The organism is Dyadobacter psychrotolerans (assembly GCF_004349265.1).
Lineage (GTDB): Bacteria > Bacteroidota > Bacteroidia > Cytophagales > Spirosomataceae > Dyadobacter > Dyadobacter psychrotolerans.
Genome location: NZ_SMFL01000005.1, coordinates 1 through 18,307, shown reverse-complemented (window position 1 = coordinate 18,307; position 18,307 = coordinate 1). Strand labels below are relative to the sequence as shown.

Sequence of the window (18,307 nt, the reverse complement as noted above, 5' to 3'; positions counted from 1 at the left end):
AAAACAAACACAGAAAACACACAAGATTACCTCCTCTCACACAGGTATAACCCGAAGCGGGCGGATACCTCACGGCTGCCAGGCAGCCTCACATCAAACAACCAAACTTTTTGAACCTTTTTAAACATTTTTTATCTACACACAAATGAAAACAAACCAACGCTTACGTAACTCCCTCAAAGCCGGGATTTTTGCAACGGCTTTATTTTGCTCATCTACGCTTTTTGCCCAGGTGAAGATTGGAGATAATCCAACCTCAATTGCAGTCGGATCAGCACTTGAAATTGAAAGTACTACGAAGGGGTTACGAATGCCACAAGTAGCCCTAACAAGTACAATTGTCTTTGCTCCGGTGGCGGGTTCAGGATCGGCCGCTACTTCGCCCGGTATGGCAGTTTTCAATTCTAATTCTGCAATGGTATCAGGAACTGCCTCCAATGGTCAACTCTATACTTCCTACGGTAGTGGTGAGTACTACTGGGATGGATTCGGATGGGTTTCCAAAAATGCAATTGTTCAAAAAACGGAGTGGCTACAAGCTGAAGCTGCCGCTGCTAGATCTACATCAGATGTTAATCCTCCATTCGCGGAAAACATCCTGTCTTATAACTCACCATCTGGAAGCATTACATATACCGCATCTACTGTCACATTAAAACCTGGAAGGACTTATAAACTTATTTATAAAATCGGTGATGTATCTCCCGGTCCTACTGGTCAAACTTATACAGGAACATCTTGGTTTGATATGACTTCAAATACAAATGTTGGAAGCAAAGGCTGGACCACTTGTGTTTTCAATGATCCGTCCCAAACAACGATGCCAGGAGGGTTTTGTGAATTCATAGTTTCTCCGACTGTAACTACAACATACAAAATCAATTACTTTTTCCCCGCAGGAAGTGGTCCCCTTGGATATTACGCCCGCAATAATGTATTGGTAATAACTCTTCCATGATGAATTAATTGAGGCGTAGTTTCTAATCCGTGCTGCATGTCTTCACAGACTCAAAAGTACCACAACTTAAAAAATTGGTATCAAAAAAGTTACGGAAGACTAATAACCGACCATAACAATATCAAAACACACAAAATTTAATCCAAAAACACAATGAAAAAAAATCAATTCATATACAAAACAATGGGCGCGATTATGATCGCTGCGGCTATGGTACTGGGCTCTTCGACTGCCTTTGCGCAGGTCAAGATTGGAACGAATCCTACTACGATTGACGCGACCAAAAATTTGGAGGTAGAAGCTTCTACGGCAGGGCGTAAAGTGAGTGTAGATAAAACTACCGGACAGGTTACCATTGCTGATGGGACGCAGGGAAACAGAAAGATCCTTACGTCAGATGCGAATGGCGGAGCTAGCTGGCAGCCTAGAAAAATTACCAGTACAAATATTTTTGAACAAGGTACGGGCGTTGGTGTTTTTCTTCCTGTATCGACCACAGGTTATTGCAACTCAATCAATTGTGCGACTTCACTCAATTTAACAGGGACTTTTACAACAACTGAATCAGTTAACGATGTGGTTATAGAGGTAAGTGGCAGCTATTCGGTATCTAACAACACACAGCCTGTAACATGGGCTTATTGGGTAAGCATAACCGGACCAGGCGGATACAATTCTGTTAAGGGACCTTTGTTTGCAACTGAAAGTGGAACGGTCTGCTCTTCCGGTCTGATAAACTTTAAAAATGTACTAAAAAATCTAGCAGTCGGCTCATACAATGTAAGTGTTTACGCAGGTCCCTGGAAAAACCCCAGCGCAGCATCCTGGCTAGGAATTGGTGCATATTCTAATCCAGGTGTATGTGGAGATCTAACTAAATCCAGTGTAATCATTAGTGTGTCAGAATAGTCAGTTTAAATTCTCAACCGCGGTCTGTGCCTTCATAGACCTTTCCGGAGCCGGACTGGAAAAATAAAAAATTCCAAACATGCTCTATGCAATCAATCAATTAATGAGATAAGGTGACGGATGCTAATATGGACATCCGTTTGGAAAAGCCGGATATAACTCCTTAACTCAATGGGCTGATAAACTTCATGAAAAGATTTCAAACAGAAAAATCAAACACAATGAAAACAAAACAAGTACTAAGTAAAGTGCTGGCCGGAACTATATTCACAGCTGCCATGATTTTCAGCTCTTCCCTTTTTGCTCAGGTGAAGATTGGAACAAATCCAACGACGATTAATGCTGCTAACAATCTGGAAGTGGAAGCTTCTACGGCAGGAAGGAAAACGAGTATCAGTAAAACGACCGGACAGGTGACCATCGCTGATGGAACAGAGGGTGATGGCAAGCTTCTTACTTCTGATGTCAATGGTGCAGCAAGTTGGCAGCCAGTAGGCTCTCAGAATAGCCCAGTATTGTTCAACGTAAATTCTGCAACTCAGATTATCTCAGCGGGAACCACTGCTTATGTGGATTTCAGCGCAAAGGTTTATGATAAAGGGAATAATTTAGATCTGACGACTAACGCATTGACGATTCCAACGAATGGCACCGGCGTATATCAGTTCAATTGTATTTTCGGAACCTTGAACCAAGCTATTGTTCAGGGTGTATATATCCAACTTGAAGTAAATGGTTCGACAGTCTATTCGTTCGGAATAGGTAACTGTGCATCAGGTGCCGGTATCGGTGGAGCCGGTGGAACTATACTCGCTCTTACCGCAGGAGATGTGGTGAAGGTAAAACTGCTTCCATCGCTTCAGCCAGCTCAAAGCATTACATTTTTTCACTTTAATTTCAGCGGGTCGATGGTTTCTAAATAATGAAGCTTAACAAATTACCCAGTTAATCTAAATCCTCAAACCGCTCTTAATCCACGGTCTGTTTATCAAAAGACCCTAATCCATGGTCTGTGTCTTCACAAACCTGAAAAGCCCAAGCGGTCTTAGACCGATATTAACCGAACAAAAGTCTAGTCCATAGCCCAGGCTAACAAGCTCATTGCGAAGCAGCTGTAACCCGATTTGAAAAGATTTTCGAGTCACTTTTATTTAATCAATCAAACACACAACATTAAAAAACATTCCAATGAAACAAACATACAAAACCGGTTTACGAAACAGAAACTGGACGCAGGTCAGCACGGCGCTGATCCTTACAGGACTTTTTGCACTCGCTTTTCACGCCCGTGCACAGGAAGGCAGCCAGGGCAATACCACCATTTTCGGCGGTGCACAAATGACCTTTTTTGGCAACCATGATTTTGCGGCACCTGCGGGTGGTACTCAGCCAGGTGTGATCCTTACCGAGCGTGCCACGGCATCGATGAGTTATCTCAACTATTCTGGAAATAACCTTACGGCTTCCGGGGTAACAGATGTCAGCTATGTTGATGGGTATGTACGTAAGTACGGCACAGGGCAGTTCATTTTCCCAACCGGTGACAATGGTTTTGCAGGACAGTTCGCAGCTTCTGCGGATGGTACCAGCGGGGCGTATTTTCATACGGACGCTACTACGGCTATAACCAGCAACCTGTTTACAGGTGGTAGCTATCCGGTCCTTCCTGCCGGCGGGCCTTTTGCTACTACGAGCGTAGGAGCTGGCGTCGGTACGGTAAGCACAATAGAGTACTGGGATATTGACGGTGCTACGGCAACCCCCATTACTTTGACATGGGATGCCGGAAGTAACATCAGCACCCTTACAGGAGGCACGCCTGGAAAGCTGACGATCGTAGGCTGGAATCCGGCAACAAGCAAATGGGAAGCGCTTGCATCTGCAATAGACGCCACTTCTGTTTTGGGGGGGCCGAGTGATATCAACCAGACAGGTTCCATTACCTCAACTGCTTCCATCGTACCGAATACGTACACGGCCTATACTTTTGCCTCCGTGGGAACGATTGATCTGACACCTACTTTGCCAAGGCCGTTTGTCTCCGCGCTTACACTGAACCAGGAAGTTGAAGGGGTTTTGCGCCTTTCAAATCTAAAACCCAACCCGACCACCGGACTGGTAACGGTATATCTGGAATTGGGAAGTGGTTTCCTTCTGACATCCGACCCGGCTGCTGCTACTTCCGGCGGACTGACGGTGACCAACGGGCAGTGGAACATTACAGACTACGGTGGAACGATCGAGTATATCTCCAAACCCGGAACAATCATTGCCGCAGGTTCCACCGTAAACCTCGGCTACAAAGTGAAAGCAACCGGGACTATTTCCAGTACGGGTATCATCACGGCAACGATCATCAACCAGACAGGCGGTATAACGCCCCAAACGGGTGACGACAACGATAACAACAACGTGACGGTGAAAGTTTTCTCAATCATTCCTTAATAAAACAAAGTGGATATGAAAAAAATAGTAATACTTATCCTGCTGCTGTCAGGAATGCATGCAGCGGTGATTGCACAGTGCGATCCCAACTTCGGGGCGAACCCAACTTACACGGGCACAAGTGTGGTAGGCGGCGTGCCAACAATCCTGGTAGGACAGACAGGGCAACTTAATTTCACTTTTGGTGTAGGGACCAGTGCAGCCTGCAACGCGGCCTCTTACAACACCCCAGGTAACATTACGCTTGTGCTTTCGTTTACCAACAATTATGCACCTACCTCTGCAAATGTAGTTAGCGGCCCGATGGCATCGCTTTTTGACTGGTTTTACGATCCTGCAAGTAAAGTGCTCATCGGTACCAGCAATGCACCGATCCCGGTAGGCCCGAATGCCAACTTTACGGTGAATGTAGTAGGTACGGCGATCACTGCCGGCACGCTGGCGCCGTTGGGAACGATCAACTATTTCTCAGATAACAATCCACCGATCACCAACACTACCACAGGCAACGATACCCAGGTGGCGGGGATCAACGTGGATGCTCCGTTACCCGTTACCCTTTCCAGTTTCATGGCCGGGAAAGAAGGCGCGGTGGCCAATCTGAGCTGGGAAACAACCGAGGAAAGTAATAGCGATCGGTTTGAAATCGAACGCAGCCTGAATGGCAACATGTGGAGGAAGATCGGTCTGGTGCAGTCGGCCGGCGAAAGTAAAGTTTTGAAAAGCTACGCGTTTACCGACAGAAATCCTGAAAGCGGAGATAATCTGTATCGTCTGCGGATAGTGGATAAAGATGACACTTTCGCTTACAGCCGGATACGCAGCGTGAAGTTTGAGGGGCTGGTAGCAGACCTTTCCGTGTATCCCAATCCGGTTGTTGACAAGCTCTTCCTGAGAGACTTCGCAAAGGTGAGCCAGGTGGTGATCTACGATATGGGCGGTCGGTCGGTGTTTCAGTCCGGTAGCAAGCCAAATGGTGAACTAAATGTGAAGAGTTTAAAAAGCGGCGCATATGTGGTGCATATCACCAGGCTGGATGGTACTGTCTCTACCCAGAGAATAGTGATCAACAAGTAATGGCCCCGACAGCCTGCGGCATGCGGAGATCCGCTGCCGCAGGCTCAAAACATGCAACAATTAAACCAGATAAATAATGTTAAAGGTGTATCTCAAATTCTCAACTTTTGTCCTGGGCATGTTAATGCTGACAGGATTGACCAACAAAACCTATGCACAGTGCGATCCCAAATTTACAGGGGCTTCGTATAAAAACACGGCTGTAGTGGCCAACGTCGCTACGATTCTGGTAGGGCAGACAGCCCAGCTGGAATTTAATTTTGGTGTCGGGCAGCAACCTACCTGTACCGCTGCAGCGGGTAACGTGGCCGGTAGTATCACCGTTACCATTGTTTTTCCTGCTGAATATTCGCCTCTCGCCGGCGTAACAGTGGGAGGCACTCAGTCTTCCCTTTACAACTGGTTATATAATCCGGCAACACGTACACTGGTAGGCGTAAATAACGCCACGATTCCACCCAGCGTTGTGGCAGCCAAATTTACTGTGGACGTAACCGGTAACGCTCCTACACCAGGAACAACCATTGCGCTTACAACTCTGGCTTTCAGCACAACCAGTACACCCCCTATCACCAATTCTACAAACGGCAACGACGGCCTCAGCGCAGGCGTAAATGTGGATCCGGTGCCGCCCGTTGCCACACCAGACGCCACGAGCACAGGACATGACACGAATGTCAACATCAGCGTACTGACCAACGATACCCCTGGTGGTGCACCGCTTGATCCTGCATCCGTAAAACTGATCGACCCTTTGACGGGGAATCCGGTGACATCGGTAACAGTTCCCGGCGAAGGTGTTTACACCGTGAACCCTGACGGGACGATAACATTTGATCCGGATCCGGCTTTTGTCAGCGGCACAGTAACACCGATCATGTACACGGTAACGGATACAAATGGACAGACATCTAACCAGGCGACCATTACCGTAACTGTTGGTGCCTTACCGGTAACATTGTCTCGTTTTGTTGCAGCGAAGGAAGGCAAAACTGCACAGCTTAGCTGGGCAACAACCGAAGAAAGCAACAGCGACCGTTTTGAAATAGAACGCAGCCTGAATGGAAAAGACTGGGGCAAGATTGGCACGATAGCTTCTCACGGAGAAGGTATAATAAAAAGGTATTATTCCTACTCAGATGAAAATCCGGCAAATGGCGAAAACCTTTATCGTCTGAAAATGATCGACAGAGATGAAACCTTTGCTCACAGTGGTGTTCGCAGCGTAAAATTTGAGGGGCTGGATGCCGACTTGTCAGTTTATCCGAACCCCGTTTCAGATGTATTGAAAATCAGGGATTACAGCCAGGTGACAAAAGTTTCAATCATTGACATGAACGGAAGAACAGTTCACGAATCGGGCAAAACCTCTACAGGCGAAATTAGCGTCCGAAGTCTTACCTCAGGTATTTACTTGGTTCGCATCAACCGGGCAAACGGACTTACGTCTTCCCAGAAGATAGTAGTTGGAAAGTAGAAAGTTGAGTTAACAGTAGTCCGGACAACTTTCGGGGATATCCGGAAGATTGTTTTTAGGGTTTGCACACACACTATTATTTTTATCACAAGCCCGCGAAGGTTCACACGTTTTGCGGGTTTGTGTTTACAGCATACCAAAAAACCGATAATATTCTACGACGATTCCGGGATTGGTCTACATAAGGTGATTTGACAAAATGATACTTTTACCAATCATTACAAAGTAACAGCCAAACCCGTATACCACTACCTATCAGTATCTTAAAACAACAACATCTGACAACACTTTACCCTCCTCTATACATAAAATGAAAAAGCTTCTTCTATATGATCAGTTACCTGGGACAGTCTCCGGAGAAATATGCGGAATGAACTTTGAGGTTGAATATGTTACCAAAATCAGTGAAGTATTTGGAAAGCGTCTTTTTGGTAACGGAGAGTCGGGCTTTGATGTTTTTCTAGTCAACATTCAGGAACCAACTATGGAAATGATAGATTTTTTGAATTACATCAAAAAAAATGCTGACGGACTTCCAATGATCATCACCTCCGAATTCCCTGAAAGCTTCTCCTTACTCAAAAACATATTGAAAGGCTTAAACTTTCATGTTTCGGAACTGCCCGCCGTCCCCGAAGTGCTTGACAGAATTGTCTACGCAAGAGAAGTTGACGCAGCGGCGTGAAGCTGCGTGTGGATAGGTTGAAGTCAGGGCATTGGATTTACGCTTGTCCGGAAAACAGGATCCCACATTCCTTCGGGAATATCATTTTCCCTGAACATAGAAGTAAAAAATTGCTTTTACCTGAATTCGTTTTAGTCGCTTATTTAGACACGGTTTATATCCCTAAAAGTAATAGTACCGGTGGAAATAAGCGTTAACCAAACACTTCAGACAATTGAATTGAAATTACATTTGAATTGTTACATTTGTATACGCATCGGCAAAAACGCATAGATACGACTTAATATGAGCATCTTACAGGAAATATATCATGCGGCGAAGGTTGTGTTTGAAACTTATCTTCCATCAGAAAATGACCTTATCAGTTCGGAAGTAAAGGAAGTTCTTTCTGATCCTGATGACAAAAAGAGTTATTTAGATGCTATCGACAACATGCGAAACGGTAGTAAAAGAGAAACCATAACCCTTCATAATGGCAAAAAACTTACACTGGTTTCTTAAAATAAACTAATGGAAATCCCTGGTCTGTCAATCATACCGGTTCTGTTTGTCGTTCTCATTATTGTTCCCGGTGTTTTTGCTAAAAGATTTTACTTCTCCGGAGTTTTTGCTAAAAGATTCGGTGCCGGAGATTTTGCTGATAGGCTGATCACCAGCATATTTTGGGGATTTATTGTTCAGGTTATCACCTATCTGGTGTATAGCCAGTATTTCGATTTTACCCTCCTTGACATCAAAGAATATCTGGTTGTAGCTTATTCCGATCTATCATCCAACAAATTACCCCGTGATTTTGAAAAGTATAATCTCTGGATGGTACTTGGTTATGTGATTGCCTCAATAGGTATGTCTGCCCTGGTTGGAGGTTGGATCGGTTGGATACCGATTGGTCAGAGCTTTAAGAATAGATATCAGATTCAACACTTTCCGATATTCTAATGACTGGCATTACTAATTTTCAGGAGAAATTTTAGAAACAAAAGATTCAAAGGAAGCAGAAAAAAAATTATTTCAACTTCTGCTGATGTCCTTATTGACACCGGTGATCCGCGCCCAAAAATGGTAAGCGGAATTCTGTCACAATATAAGCTTACCACGAATGGAGAACTAGAAGCTATAATACTTACGGCGGCCCGCAGATACTCGGATAGTGAATAGCAGTTCAAAGGTATACCGGGAGATTTCATGATTATTCCGTACAGTAAGGTTATAGACTTTAATATAAGATATGAACGTCCTGAAAATAGTCAGGAAGGTTTAAAGCATGTAACATTTTTGTCAGTTCTAATGACTGTGTGCTTTGCCCTATTAATTATTTTCCCTTGGTTTTTAGGATATCCGTTTTTAAAGACGATTGCGGGAATACTCTGGTTATTGGTAGCATGGGTCTTTGGTGCAATAAACCTTGCTTTTCTTTTTAATAAAGACGAAAAACTAAAAATTCGAACGCGCACTCTGGGTATAACGATCTTTATGTTTTTACTTGGCTGTTTTATGGCATATCATATCCTGCGCCTTGACGAGGCTTTAAATCATTTGCTTGCATGGCTTACTGGTTTTGGTTCGAGGTGAAACTGAGTTTCTCCGTTGACTGAGGCAAACTGAACAAAAAAGTCTCCGCAAAGAATCTCCCCCCCAGAGTTTCATCCGCGCTGTCAATAGGAAGTTTTACCCGATCCCCGCCTCGCCACATGGATGCTGCTTTTGCTGACCCCGTTACGACAGTCGGACCGAACAAACTTTAAACGCAATTGCGCGACCGGCGCAGTGCACATTCGGTTTTTTCTGCGGCGGGGATTTGGTCGGCGGCGGAAGCTTAGCCTCAGATGTCTGTTTGCCAGAGAATTACCGTAAAATAAGTTTCGCTTTTTCAGCTTGACACTCCTAAGATAATTTACCTATTTTAGCAACACTCAACCCACCTGCCGATTCCTGAGTACGCTATCTGAGCTACCAGTTTTGGTGTTAACAGGAAAACTTCGAAGTTATATTTGCTGCCACAGTATCTGACGGAAACCGGGAGATGACAATACGCTATCTCGTGTTTTGGTGGATAAACTGTGATTCAAAACGAATCGATGGCCTCACATCACTTCAGCATAAATCACCGGAGTTAACAGTAGTATAAACCAAAATTCGGAAGAACATGAAAACATTACCTGCCATTATTAAAATTGCGATCGCCGGATTTGGCGTGTGGCTAGCAATAATCATCTTTACCTGGGGAAACGGCCAGCCTAATCAGGAATTGCTGATTGATTTAGGAAAGAGTGCACTTTCGTTTATGTTTGCCACACTAATTGCCGGCGTTGTTCAGGGAATAATTAAAGACAGAGATGACAAAAAGCAAAAACAGAAGGAAGAACTGACCTTTTATCAAAATGTTCTCTCTGATTTTAAGCGTGTTTATGACAAAGTAGAAAAGGCCAGATTACTGATTGAGGCACATCGTACCGCAAAAACGTATAATGAACAAATGCAGGAATTAATTGGTGGCGTGGTAATCCTTCATAATATAAAACGTGCATTAAACCTGAAATTTCCGAAGTTGGGAGAACAGCTAAGACCGAGTATCGCAGCGATGAATAATTTTACAAAAGAATTGCTGGCAGAATACCGGGACAATTATAAATTCATTTCAGTGCTACAGGAAATTGATGAAGAAGGTAAAAAGGCGCTCATTGCTTCGCAGGCTTCCGGTTTGAATCCGCAAATTAAAAGAGAAGACATCCCGCAAAGTGCCTGGAATAAAATCGAGGTTTTGGAAAAACTACATATTTTAAGGGATGACGCAAGTTTCAAAGACTATGAAGCGAAATTTTTGGTTCACCTCAACGAGGCATCCGCCGTTTTAAGAACCAGGATTATGTCCGGTATAAAATAGCAGACCTTGACCTTAATTGAATAAAATCAAAACCGGTGAAATGCAGGAAGTCAGGTACGGGACGGTAAAACTGCCGGCATCCCGACACGATCAATTCTATCCATAAAACAGATGCACAGCTAACAGCCGAAAAAAAAAATCGCAGCCACTTGCGTAGTTAAATAACTACACATATATTTGTAGCCAAATAACTACGCAATGAATTTAAGACGGGATGTATTTCAGGCCATAGCCGATCCGACAAGAAGAGCGATACTGATATTGGTCGCCTCCCAGTCCATGACAGCCGGGGCTATAGCTTCAAACTTTGATACGGCAAGGCCAACGGTTTCAAAGCATCTTCAGATACTAACCGAGTGTGAGTTGCTTGAACAGGCACAGAATGGCCGGGAGATCTACTATCATATCAATGCAAAAAAAATGAAAGAAGTCGCGGATTTCATCGAACCTTTCCGCAACATGTGGGACGACAGGTTTAACAAACTGGAAGCGCTCATGAAAAATTACAAACCCGGGAGATAAGCCAATATGGAACGAAAAACAAAGGTACATGCGGAAGATGGCAAGCAGGAAATAGTGATTACCAGAGAGTTTGATTTACCTCTGGAATTACTTTTCAAGGCTTACGAAGATCCTGAAATTGTTGCGCAATGGATGGGAACCAAGGTTTTGAAACTTGAAAATAAAAAACATGGCAGTTATGCATTTGAAACATCCGATCCCCATGGAAACGTAGTGTTCAGAGCTAACGGGACAATTCCTGAATTTATCCCGAATAAGAAAATTACGCGGACGTTTGAAATGGAAAATACCCCATTTCCTGTTCAGCTTGAATTTCTGGAATTTGAGAAACTGGCAGACGATACAAGTAAACTTACAATGCATATTGTATATAAATCAGTCGAAGCCAGGGATCAGATATTGAAATTGCCTTTTGCTCAGGGTATCAACTTGGCTCATAACCGCCTGCAGGAAATCGTGAACAAACTCAAATAACGGATCATGACAAAAAGAAACAAAATTATCTACTGGATTGCAACTGCCTGGCTTTCTCTTGGAATGCTTTCAACCGGCATTGTTCAATTGATTAAAATGGACGAAGAGGTGAAAATGATGACCCATCTAGGCTATCCGCTCTATTTTCTGACGATCATTGGAGTTTGGAAAATCTTAGGCGTGATAGCGGTTCTCATCCCAAAGTTTCCCTTGATAAAAGAATGGGCTTATGCCGGTTTTTTTTTCGCCATGTCCGGTGCAGTATTTTCTCATCGGGCTGCCGGGGACGAAGGCAAAGAATTCTTCGGTCCTGTATTATTGATAATTTTGACCGTTATATCCTGGTATTTTAGGCCGGATAGCAGAAAAACAGATTCAGCTCAGAGGTTTTAAAAACGATTTTCAGATATTAGTTGGTAATGCCATTTAAGTTTCAATTAATCCGTACATGAATCCAAAAGTTGATTTCTATTTTAACAAAGCAAAGAAATGGCAGGAAGAAGTAACACGTTTAAGAACCATCGTTCTGGACTGCGGACTTACGGAAGAATTGAAATGGGGCTGCCCTTCCTACACATTTCAGAAAGCCAACATCGTATTGATACATACCTTTAAAGAATACTGCGCACTTTTGTTTTTTAAAGGTGCTTTGCTAAGTAATGAAAACGGGATTTTAATACAGCAGACAGAGAATGTGCAGGCAGCACGTCAGATCCGGTTTACAAGTGCTCAGGAAATCACTGAAATGGAAGCAATCCTTCAATCCTGTATCTATGAAGCCATTGAAGTTGAAAAAGCTGGTTTGGAAGTAGTTCTTAAAAAAACGGATGAATTTAAAGTTTGCGAGGAATTTCAAGCTAAATTAGAACAAACACCTGCCCTGAAAGCCGCCTTCGAAACGTTAACGCCTGGCAGACAAAGAGCATATTTCCTTTACTTTTCCCAACCGAAACAATCCAAAACACGGGAAGCAAGGATTGAAAAAAGTTTGGAAAAGATTTTCATAGGCAAGGGGTTGGATGATTAGTAAATGTTAAACAATCTCCCACAGAAAAGTAAAATATCAAAAGGACGATGGAAAAAACAGAAACCCGGGAACTACGTACCACGCAAACATTTAGCGCCCCGATTGACCTGACGTGGGAGGTCTGGACTAACTCAAAGCATATTGCAAACTGGTGGGGACCCGTCGGATTTACTAACACAATTCATACGATGGACTTTCAGGAAGGTGGTGAATGGAAGCTGACCATGCATGGACCAGATGGACAAAACTTTCCAAACAGAAGTATTTTCCGTGAAATTATTCCTTTTAAGAAGATTGTGTTTGAACATTTTAACCCGCATTTTTTTACAACGGTTCTATTTGAATCAACAGATAAAAAAACGATGATCGACTGGTCGCTGCTGTTTGATACTGCTGAGTTGTATGAGGTTATAGTAAAAGCGCATAAGGCAGACGAAGGACAAAAACAGAATATGGAGAAACTTCAAAGATATTTAATGCAACTTCCTGATAATTCGGATTTGAAGTAAACCGGCTCATTTTGAAAACCATTCATTAATAGCAACGCAAGGTCGAAACAGCATGACAAACATAAAAAAACAACTATCCCCGGAACAAACCGAAGAACTACTCAGCCTACTTAAAACACGTTTTGAGAAAAACAGGAATCTTCATGAAGGTATTGATTGGGATAAGGTACAGGAAAAGCTGGAAGCTAATCCTGAAAAACTGTGGGCACTTGATGAAATGGAAATCACCGGCGGCGAACCCGATGTTGTTGGTTTTGATCAAAAAACAGGCGAATATATCTTTTATGATTGTTCGGCAGAAACGCCAAAAGAAAGGAGAAGTCTGTGTTACGACCGTGCCGCCTGGGAATCCAGAAAAGCGAATAAACCGGAAAACACGGCTATGGACCTGGCGGCTGAAATGGGGATCGAGCTTTTAAACGAAGAGGAATATCAGGAACTTCAGCAACTTGGGAAGTTCGATTTAAAAACGTCGAGTTGGTTAAAAACTCCTTCCGATGTCAGAAAACTGGGAGGTGCAATTTTTGGTGACCGCCGCTTTGACAGGGTCTTCATCTATCACAACGGTGCCGATTCCTATTATGCTGCCCGGGGATTTCGCGGAGCTTTAAGGGTTTAGAAGATTGGTTGGTAATGACAAATTAGGGCTTGTAAACTGTATCCCGCACAGGTGGAGCAAGAATCTGACACAGATAACTGACTTTTTTTCTTGACAAAAAAAGTTACAAAAAAATCAAGACGAAAAAAGAAAGCGGGCATTTTAATCTGATCAAAGTAGAAGATTTATCGACTACAGACGACAAACCCGTGAGCTTTTCACGCCGGTCTTATTTTAAAGTAAGCCTTGTCAACGGGCACAGTCGCATCCATTATGCCGATCAAAGTTTTGAAGTTATTGAAAATGCGTGGAGCCTGGGTTTTAAAGAAGCAATCACTTTTCTGCCTTTTTTAAACGTAACACGAATTTGATGCCCAAACAATTTCGACGCTCTTCTATTGATTGATTGTTGTCTTTTTTGGTTTCATTCACGTAACATATCGGATCCGATTTCCCGGAGATTTGCATAAAAAAACAAATCAGTTATGTGGACAACAAATAACATCCCGGACCAAAGCTGAAAAGTGGCAATCATGACGGATGCCAACAGCGGCATCGGACTGCACTTGCCCTATTCAAAACAGGCGCACATGTAACATTACTTCCAGAAATGCTGCCACATCAGCGGAAGCTGCAACAAAAATAAGGGCTTCTGGTGGGCGGATACTATGGTCCGGACGGAGAGAATGAGCTCCGTGGTTATCCGGCTCGTGCCGAAATGAGTGAAGCCGCGAAAATGAGCAAAACGCTCCAAACTTTGGGAATTCGCCAAACGTGCAACAGGCATAAAGTTCCTTTAAGGAAGAGCACTTTGTTCCTGAAACTGATTCTGGTATAGTTGTTATGCGTGATCACGTTAATCCGTTCCATTCGAATAGGATCCGGGAACGGCTGTGGTATCATCTAACAAAATATAATCATGAAACAAAAAAATCTGCTCAGTAAGTTGTTGATTTTGAAGCAATTTCATTTCGTGCAAGCTCTTCTGTTAATTTCCATCATAGGACTCAGCTCCTGCGAAGATCATCGTGATTCTCCGAACGCAAATTTCCCGGAGCGTATCAATTTCATAGCCGATCGCCAATATCCGGAGGGCATTGCTTATTCGTCTCAGTTATCCAAATTCCTTATTACTTCCATTCCGTTAGGAAAAATTGGTACTGTCGGCCCTGATGGCCGGTATGAAGACTTGATAAATGCGCCGGAACTTGTAAGCGGCATCGGTATGAAGGTGGCGGGCAGCCGCATTTTTGTATGCAACAGTGATCGAGGACTTTCAGTAAAAAGCGTAAAAGCGGACTCTCTTCAGACTGCCGAGCTGCTGGTTTTTGATCTCAACACAAAGCAATTGTTGCGCCGTACCGTATTGGACGAACTAATACCGGCAGCAGAGCGAAATTTTGCCAATGACGTCACCCTAGCACCGGATGGGACTGCCTATGTTACGGATTCTTTTTCTCCGGTAATCTATAAAGTCAATCCGGACGGGATGGCAAGCGTACTGGTCAGAGACAATGTTAATTTTTCCAGTCCTAATTTTGGTCTGAACGGTATTCTGTACCATCCTGATGGTTACCTCATCGTGGCCAATACAGGACAAGGCAAACTATTTAAGGTAAACCTTAAGAACAATAATTCCGTTTCAGAAATAACAGGTACCGGTACACTTCCCGGCGACGGACTGACGCTTCTGAATAATGACCTTTATGTGGTAACGGGTAGTGGCACAAGGGTAGCACAAGTGAGAAGTACCGACAACTGGCAAACGGCCTCGGTTGTTAAAATTGATGAAGGAGTTTATACAGGTGCTACTACAAGCGTGGCAGTGAACAACCAGATTTATACACTTAATGCCCGAATCGGTGCAATTGGCGCCGCAAAAGATTTCAGTATTCAACGGTTCCGATAGAAATTCAGATTCCAATCTTTGATAAGAAGCCAATAATTAGCATCCAACAGCTACGTACAGATTTTCAACGTTAGCTGTTGGATGTCCTTTGTTTGGCATAACTTACGCCTTGGAAGATCCGATAGTTCTCTCGTATTTGTGCAAAAGCAGTTTATACCTTTAAATAATTTTGATGCTTGTAAGAAATGAGAGTAAAAAAGATCTGTTATTTTTGTAAATGAAAATTTAACCAAAATGATAGCTAAGATTTTTACATTCGTCGCCCTGACGTCCTCAAACATTTTACTCTACTATTTCCTGATTTTGTTAGAAATTGAGCCGGATTATAAACTGCTTTTTGTTTTGGTTAGGGCCGTACTTGTAACAAGTATTTTAATGCAGGTTCTGACAGCCTTCGGTTTCTTCAAAAATCAGAAGTTTTGGACCTGGTAGTTGCTTGTCAGCTAAAAAAAATTCTTCTGTTCAGTCAACAGGTGTTGTATTTCAGATTTAGTATCGAAAATGACTACTCTAACCAGCTTGCATAACCCGGTGATTTATATATTATTCAAAATGGATAAAGTCGGATTTCCTTCCAACCCTACCGTCAGGAATGAGACAAACCTGACGAAGTAAGTAAAATATTTTGAAAACAGCTTTTTATGAAAGCTGAACAATTTGTACCTCTAAAAGCTCAATCATGAAAAGTTTGTTTTCTGTTTTATTTTTAGCTTTCTCATTTGCGGGCGCAGCTATCGGACAAACCACGGTTCCGAAGGCGGGGGTTATTTCCGATCTCAATTTTACCGAAGGGCAATGGATCGCAACACCGGAAGGTCGCTCAATTGAGGCAAGCTGGTTACGTGGCCAAAAAGATAATCTTACAGGCTTCTTCCGGATTATAACTGCGGGAAAACCGAATTTGTACGAACTGCTGGTATATGAGCAAACCGAAAAAGGAACGGTATCACTTGTAAAACATTTCAGCCCGGGACTAATTGGCCAGGAGCCTTTGGACAAGCCGGTTCGTCATGTTTGTCTGGAGTCGAAGGCAGGAAGGGTATTGTATGAAAAGGATGGAGAGCCTGTCAGGATTTTATACGAGAAAAAAACAAATGACCAGTTTGTCATTTCAGTCGGCAAACCAGAAAACGGCTCCTGGGTTTACAAACCACTTTTTGATTTCAAACGAATCAAGTAAAGTCACAAATAGAACGCTGTAGTCAAATTCGTGCAGCAATTTTAGTACGTTATTTGCCAGCTTAATAAGTCAATAGCATCCTTTCTGATTTTTAATCTGGCGGTATTATTTCTTAATAAATATATTTTTCTTGCTGCTAAAAAGCGCTTTTCAAGTCTGATAAGTTGTCTGTTATCTTGGATAAATACTCATATAGTTCTTCATCAATACGAAATCTACCGAATCCAATTAACGAGGGCGGACAATTAGCTTTTATTAGTCCTAAGAAATATCGTATATTTTTTAGGTAAAGAAAAAGATTAGATTCACTCAGGTTCGTTTTAAATCGAGTTTTTTGTAACATTACTTATTACACTTAGTTCGAGATAATAATTTTTTTTGCCGTAATAAGGTCAACGGCTTTGATTTCGCCGGTTTTGTCCACGAGAAGTAAATAAGGAACTGCTGAAATGCCAAATTGCCGCGCAGTCGGTCCTTTTGATCCTTTTAAATCAGAAACCTGAGGCCAAAAGAGTCCATCTTTTTCAATCGCCGCCAGCCATGCCGATTTATTATCGTCAATGGAGACGCTGATAAATTCGACCTGATTATGGTCAATGGTGTTGTATAGCTTGACCAATTCTTTATGCTCCGTCCGGCACGGCCCACACCAGGATGCCCAAAAATTGATCAGGCTGTATTGTTTGGTCTGACTTGGAATACGTGTTGCTTTGCCCGCTGTGTTCGGAATGATTGTCGTTTTAATGTTTTTTCCGATTGCATTTGCCTCATCCCTTTCCAGTTCTTTATTCAAACCTATTCCTTCGATTGAACTTTTCAGTTCGGGCGACAGTGCGTTGAATAAAGTTTTGCTGCTGCTGATCCCCAAACGATCTTTATTTGATTGGAGCAAAAAGAGTGATAAATAACTGCCTGTATGAGCTAAAATATATTGGCTTACCAAGTCTGCCTTTTTTTGTTTGCGAACGTACCGACTGTTACAGTGAATGAGGCGGTAGAAGAAGCACTTTGCTTTGGTTGGATAAACAGCTTGGCCAAACCCATTGATGAAGGACGATTTATGCAAGTTTTTAGTCCCAGAAAACCCAAGGGTGTCTGGTCAAAAAGGGTGCATTTCAAAACTTCGTTTTGACTGTTTCGTGATAAAAAAGGCCTATAACCTCAAGTATTAACTAGTTTAGATTCGCTTTTAAGTAAAAATAATGGATTTTTACTGACATGACGCGCGAAGAATTTCTTGCCTTAGCTAACGAACAATACGATAAACTGGCTGACTTACAGTCAAAACGGACCTTCTATGCATTTGAAGAAGGTTTCGTGAAGGTATGGACGGAGCTAGGAGCCCAGGTGATGSAAGCTAGTTTGGATAAGCCTCTTTCAAAAGATAAACGAAAAAAAACGGTTGTCAAACCCGGTTCGGAAAAATAGAGTTGTCAAAAAATCATCGTTTTGAAGCGAAGTGTAATGGTTTTTTTATAAGCCCCTATCTTCAAAATCTGATGGCTTTGGCTGGTGTTAGCGACGTCTACTCAAAATCAAATGATTTGCTAAACGCTTTTCTAGGAATTAATATATCTGAAAGTCAAGTATATAGAGTAACTGATTATATAGGTAAATCAGTTGCTTCTGAGGTGATGGTTCATATCGAACATC

24 protein-coding genes are annotated in these 18,307 nt (G+C 42.8%); 23 read left to right on the top strand and 1 reads right to left on the bottom strand.

Going from position 1 to position 18,307, the window contains the following annotated elements:
• Positions 1-145 precede the first annotated feature (145 nt).
• The 21 genes from E0F88_RS14600 to E0F88_RS14500 all read left to right on the top strand — a co-directional run bounded on the left by E0F88_RS14600 (position 146) and on the right by E0F88_RS14500 (position 16,654).
• Entirely contained in the window at positions 146-958 is an 813-nt protein-coding gene (locus E0F88_RS14600; RefSeq protein WP_131959013.1) for a phage tail-like protein, read from the top strand.
• 153 nt (positions 959-1,111) lie between these two features.
• Positions 1,112-1,867: a hypothetical protein gene (locus E0F88_RS14595; RefSeq protein ID WP_131959012.1), complete on the top strand. Its 756-nt coding sequence runs from the start codon at positions 1,112-1,114 to the stop codon at positions 1,865-1,867.
• Between the two features lie 221 nt (positions 1,868-2,088).
• Complete coding sequence (locus tag E0F88_RS14590) at positions 2,089-2,790, top strand: hypothetical protein (protein ID WP_131959011.1); 702 nt, start codon at positions 2,089-2,091, stop codon at positions 2,788-2,790.
• 265 nt (positions 2,791-3,055) lie between these two features.
• Positions 3,056-4,312 carry a hypothetical protein gene (locus E0F88_RS14585; RefSeq protein WP_131959010.1) on the top strand — a complete coding sequence of 419 codons (1,257 nt, stop codon included), beginning with the start codon at positions 3,056-3,058 and terminating at the stop codon, positions 4,310-4,312.
• Between the two features lie 15 nt (positions 4,313-4,327).
• Entirely contained in the window at positions 4,328-5,389 is a 1,062-nt protein-coding gene (locus E0F88_RS14580) for a T9SS type A sorting domain-containing protein (protein ID WP_131959009.1), read from the top strand.
• 76 nt (positions 5,390-5,465) lie between these two features.
• Positions 5,466-6,866 (top strand): T9SS type A sorting domain-containing protein, encoded by a 1,401-nt coding sequence (locus E0F88_RS34665; protein WP_131959008.1) that lies wholly within the window; start codon positions 5,466-5,468, stop codon positions 6,864-6,866.
• A 310-nt stretch (positions 6,867-7,176) separates the two neighbouring features.
• Positions 7,177-7,551 (top strand): hypothetical protein, encoded by a 375-nt coding sequence (locus tag E0F88_RS14570; protein WP_131959007.1) that lies wholly within the window; start codon positions 7,177-7,179, stop codon positions 7,549-7,551.
• A 285-nt stretch (positions 7,552-7,836) separates the two neighbouring features.
• Complete coding sequence (locus tag E0F88_RS14565) at positions 7,837-8,052, top strand: hypothetical protein (RefSeq protein ID WP_131959006.1); 216 nt, start codon at positions 7,837-7,839, stop codon at positions 8,050-8,052.
• A 9-nt stretch (positions 8,053-8,061) separates the two neighbouring features.
• Complete coding sequence (locus tag E0F88_RS14560) at positions 8,062-8,490, top strand: hypothetical protein (RefSeq protein ID WP_131959005.1); 429 nt, start codon at positions 8,062-8,064, stop codon at positions 8,488-8,490.
• 246 nt (positions 8,491-8,736) lie between these two features.
• Positions 8,737-9,123 carry a hypothetical protein gene (locus tag E0F88_RS14555; RefSeq protein WP_131959004.1) on the top strand — a complete coding sequence of 129 codons (387 nt, stop codon included), beginning with the start codon at positions 8,737-8,739 and terminating at the stop codon, positions 9,121-9,123.
• A 574-nt stretch (positions 9,124-9,697) separates the two neighbouring features.
• Positions 9,698-10,435, top strand: coding sequence for a hypothetical protein (locus E0F88_RS14550; RefSeq protein ID WP_131959003.1), 738 nt, complete (start codon positions 9,698-9,700; stop codon positions 10,433-10,435).
• 198 nt (positions 10,436-10,633) lie between these two features.
• Positions 10,634-10,957 carry an ArsR/SmtB family transcription factor gene (locus tag E0F88_RS14545; protein WP_131959002.1) on the top strand — a complete coding sequence of 108 codons (324 nt, stop codon included), beginning with the start codon at positions 10,634-10,636 and terminating at the stop codon, positions 10,955-10,957.
• A 6-nt stretch (positions 10,958-10,963) separates the two neighbouring features.
• A complete protein-coding gene (locus tag E0F88_RS14540; RefSeq protein WP_131959001.1) occupies positions 10,964-11,431 on the top strand; it encodes an SRPBCC family protein in 468 nt (155 codons plus the stop codon).
• 6 nt (positions 11,432-11,437) lie between these two features.
• Entirely contained in the window at positions 11,438-11,824 is a 387-nt protein-coding gene (locus tag E0F88_RS14535) for a DoxX family protein (RefSeq protein ID WP_131959000.1), read from the top strand.
• A gap of 55 nt (positions 11,825-11,879) precedes the next feature.
• On the top strand, positions 11,880-12,458 hold the full coding sequence (locus E0F88_RS14530) for a YdeI/OmpD-associated family protein (RefSeq protein WP_131958999.1): 579 nt from the start codon (positions 11,880-11,882) through the stop codon (positions 12,456-12,458).
• 47 nt (positions 12,459-12,505) lie between these two features.
• A complete protein-coding gene (locus E0F88_RS14525; protein WP_131958998.1) occupies positions 12,506-12,967 on the top strand; it encodes an SRPBCC domain-containing protein in 462 nt (153 codons plus the stop codon).
• A gap of 52 nt (positions 12,968-13,019) precedes the next feature.
• A complete protein-coding gene (locus E0F88_RS14520; RefSeq protein ID WP_131958997.1) occupies positions 13,020-13,586 on the top strand; it encodes a DUF4256 domain-containing protein in 567 nt (188 codons plus the stop codon).
• A 634-nt stretch (positions 13,587-14,220) separates the two neighbouring features.
• Positions 14,221-14,403, top strand: coding sequence for a hypothetical protein (locus E0F88_RS14515; RefSeq protein ID WP_131958996.1), 183 nt, complete (start codon positions 14,221-14,223; stop codon positions 14,401-14,403).
• 81 nt (positions 14,404-14,484) lie between these two features.
• A complete protein-coding gene (locus E0F88_RS14510; protein ID WP_131958995.1) occupies positions 14,485-15,474 on the top strand; it encodes an SMP-30/gluconolactonase/LRE family protein in 990 nt (329 codons plus the stop codon).
• Between the two features lie 234 nt (positions 15,475-15,708).
• Positions 15,709-15,906, top strand: coding sequence for a hypothetical protein (locus E0F88_RS14505; RefSeq protein ID WP_131958994.1), 198 nt, complete (start codon positions 15,709-15,711; stop codon positions 15,904-15,906).
• Positions 15,907-16,153: 247 nt separating this feature from the next.
• Entirely contained in the window at positions 16,154-16,654 is a 501-nt protein-coding gene (locus E0F88_RS14500; protein WP_131958993.1) for a DUF6265 family protein, read from the top strand.
• 355 nt (positions 16,655-17,009) lie between these two features.
• On the opposite strand, the gene E0F88_RS14495 is transcribed toward E0F88_RS14500, so the two are convergent.
• Positions 17,010-17,546 carry a TlpA family protein disulfide reductase gene (locus tag E0F88_RS14495; protein ID WP_165940069.1) on the bottom strand — a complete coding sequence of 179 codons (537 nt, stop codon included), beginning with the start codon at positions 17,544-17,546 and terminating at the stop codon, positions 17,010-17,012.
• 39 nt (positions 17,547-17,585) lie between these two features.
• Between E0F88_RS14495 and E0F88_RS35040 the strand changes: the two genes are divergently transcribed.
• Together E0F88_RS35040 and E0F88_RS14490 are read left to right on the top strand one after the other, a co-directional pair.
• Entirely contained in the window at positions 17,586-17,786 is a 201-nt protein-coding gene (locus tag E0F88_RS35040; protein WP_510185873.1) for a YdeI/OmpD-associated family protein, read from the top strand.
• An 86-nt stretch (positions 17,787-17,872) separates the two neighbouring features.
• Positions 17,873-18,082: a hypothetical protein gene (locus E0F88_RS14490; protein WP_131958991.1), complete on the top strand. Its 210-nt coding sequence runs from the start codon at positions 17,873-17,875 to the stop codon at positions 18,080-18,082.
• Positions 18,083-18,307: the final 225 nt, after the last annotated feature.

Excerpts from the sequence above, each read along its gene's own strand:
- E0F88_RS14600 (WP_131959013.1), top strand. The coding sequence starts at position 146 with ATGAAAACAAACCAACGCTTACGTAACTCCCTCAAAGCCGGGATTTTT.
- E0F88_RS14595 (WP_131959012.1), top strand. The coding sequence starts at position 1,112 with ATGAAAAAAAATCAATTCATATACAAAACAATGGGCGCGATTATGATC.
- E0F88_RS14590 (WP_131959011.1), top strand. The coding sequence starts at position 2,089 with ATGAAAACAAAACAAGTACTAAGTAAAGTGCTGGCCGGAACTATATTC.
- E0F88_RS14585 (WP_131959010.1), top strand. The coding sequence starts at position 3,056 with ATGAAACAAACATACAAAACCGGTTTACGAAACAGAAACTGGACGCAG.
- E0F88_RS14580 (WP_131959009.1), top strand. The coding sequence starts at position 4,328 with ATGAAAAAAATAGTAATACTTATCCTGCTGCTGTCAGGAATGCATGCA.
- E0F88_RS34665 (WP_131959008.1), top strand. The coding sequence starts at position 5,466 with ATGTTAAAGGTGTATCTCAAATTCTCAACTTTTGTCCTGGGCATGTTA.
- E0F88_RS14570 (WP_131959007.1), top strand. The coding sequence starts at position 7,177 with ATGAAAAAGCTTCTTCTATATGATCAGTTACCTGGGACAGTCTCCGGA.
- E0F88_RS14565 (WP_131959006.1), top strand. The coding sequence starts at position 7,837 with ATGAGCATCTTACAGGAAATATATCATGCGGCGAAGGTTGTGTTTGAA.
- E0F88_RS14560 (WP_131959005.1), top strand. The coding sequence starts at position 8,062 with ATGGAAATCCCTGGTCTGTCAATCATACCGGTTCTGTTTGTCGTTCTC.
- E0F88_RS14555 (WP_131959004.1), top strand. The coding sequence starts at position 8,737 with ATGATTATTCCGTACAGTAAGGTTATAGACTTTAATATAAGATATGAA.
- E0F88_RS14550 (WP_131959003.1), top strand. The coding sequence starts at position 9,698 with ATGAAAACATTACCTGCCATTATTAAAATTGCGATCGCCGGATTTGGC.
- E0F88_RS14545 (WP_131959002.1), top strand. The coding sequence starts at position 10,634 with ATGAATTTAAGACGGGATGTATTTCAGGCCATAGCCGATCCGACAAGA.
- E0F88_RS14540 (WP_131959001.1), top strand. The coding sequence starts at position 10,964 with ATGGAACGAAAAACAAAGGTACATGCGGAAGATGGCAAGCAGGAAATA.
- E0F88_RS14535 (WP_131959000.1), top strand. The coding sequence starts at position 11,438 with ATGACAAAAAGAAACAAAATTATCTACTGGATTGCAACTGCCTGGCTT.
- E0F88_RS14530 (WP_131958999.1), top strand. The coding sequence starts at position 11,880 with ATGAATCCAAAAGTTGATTTCTATTTTAACAAAGCAAAGAAATGGCAG.
- E0F88_RS14525 (WP_131958998.1), top strand. The coding sequence starts at position 12,506 with ATGGAAAAAACAGAAACCCGGGAACTACGTACCACGCAAACATTTAGC.
- E0F88_RS14520 (WP_131958997.1), top strand. The coding sequence starts at position 13,020 with ATGACAAACATAAAAAAACAACTATCCCCGGAACAAACCGAAGAACTA.
- E0F88_RS14510 (WP_131958995.1), top strand. The coding sequence starts at position 14,485 with ATGAAACAAAAAAATCTGCTCAGTAAGTTGTTGATTTTGAAGCAATTT.
- E0F88_RS14505 (WP_131958994.1), top strand. The coding sequence starts at position 15,709 with ATGATAGCTAAGATTTTTACATTCGTCGCCCTGACGTCCTCAAACATT.
- E0F88_RS14500 (WP_131958993.1), top strand. The coding sequence starts at position 16,154 with ATGAAAAGTTTGTTTTCTGTTTTATTTTTAGCTTTCTCATTTGCGGGC.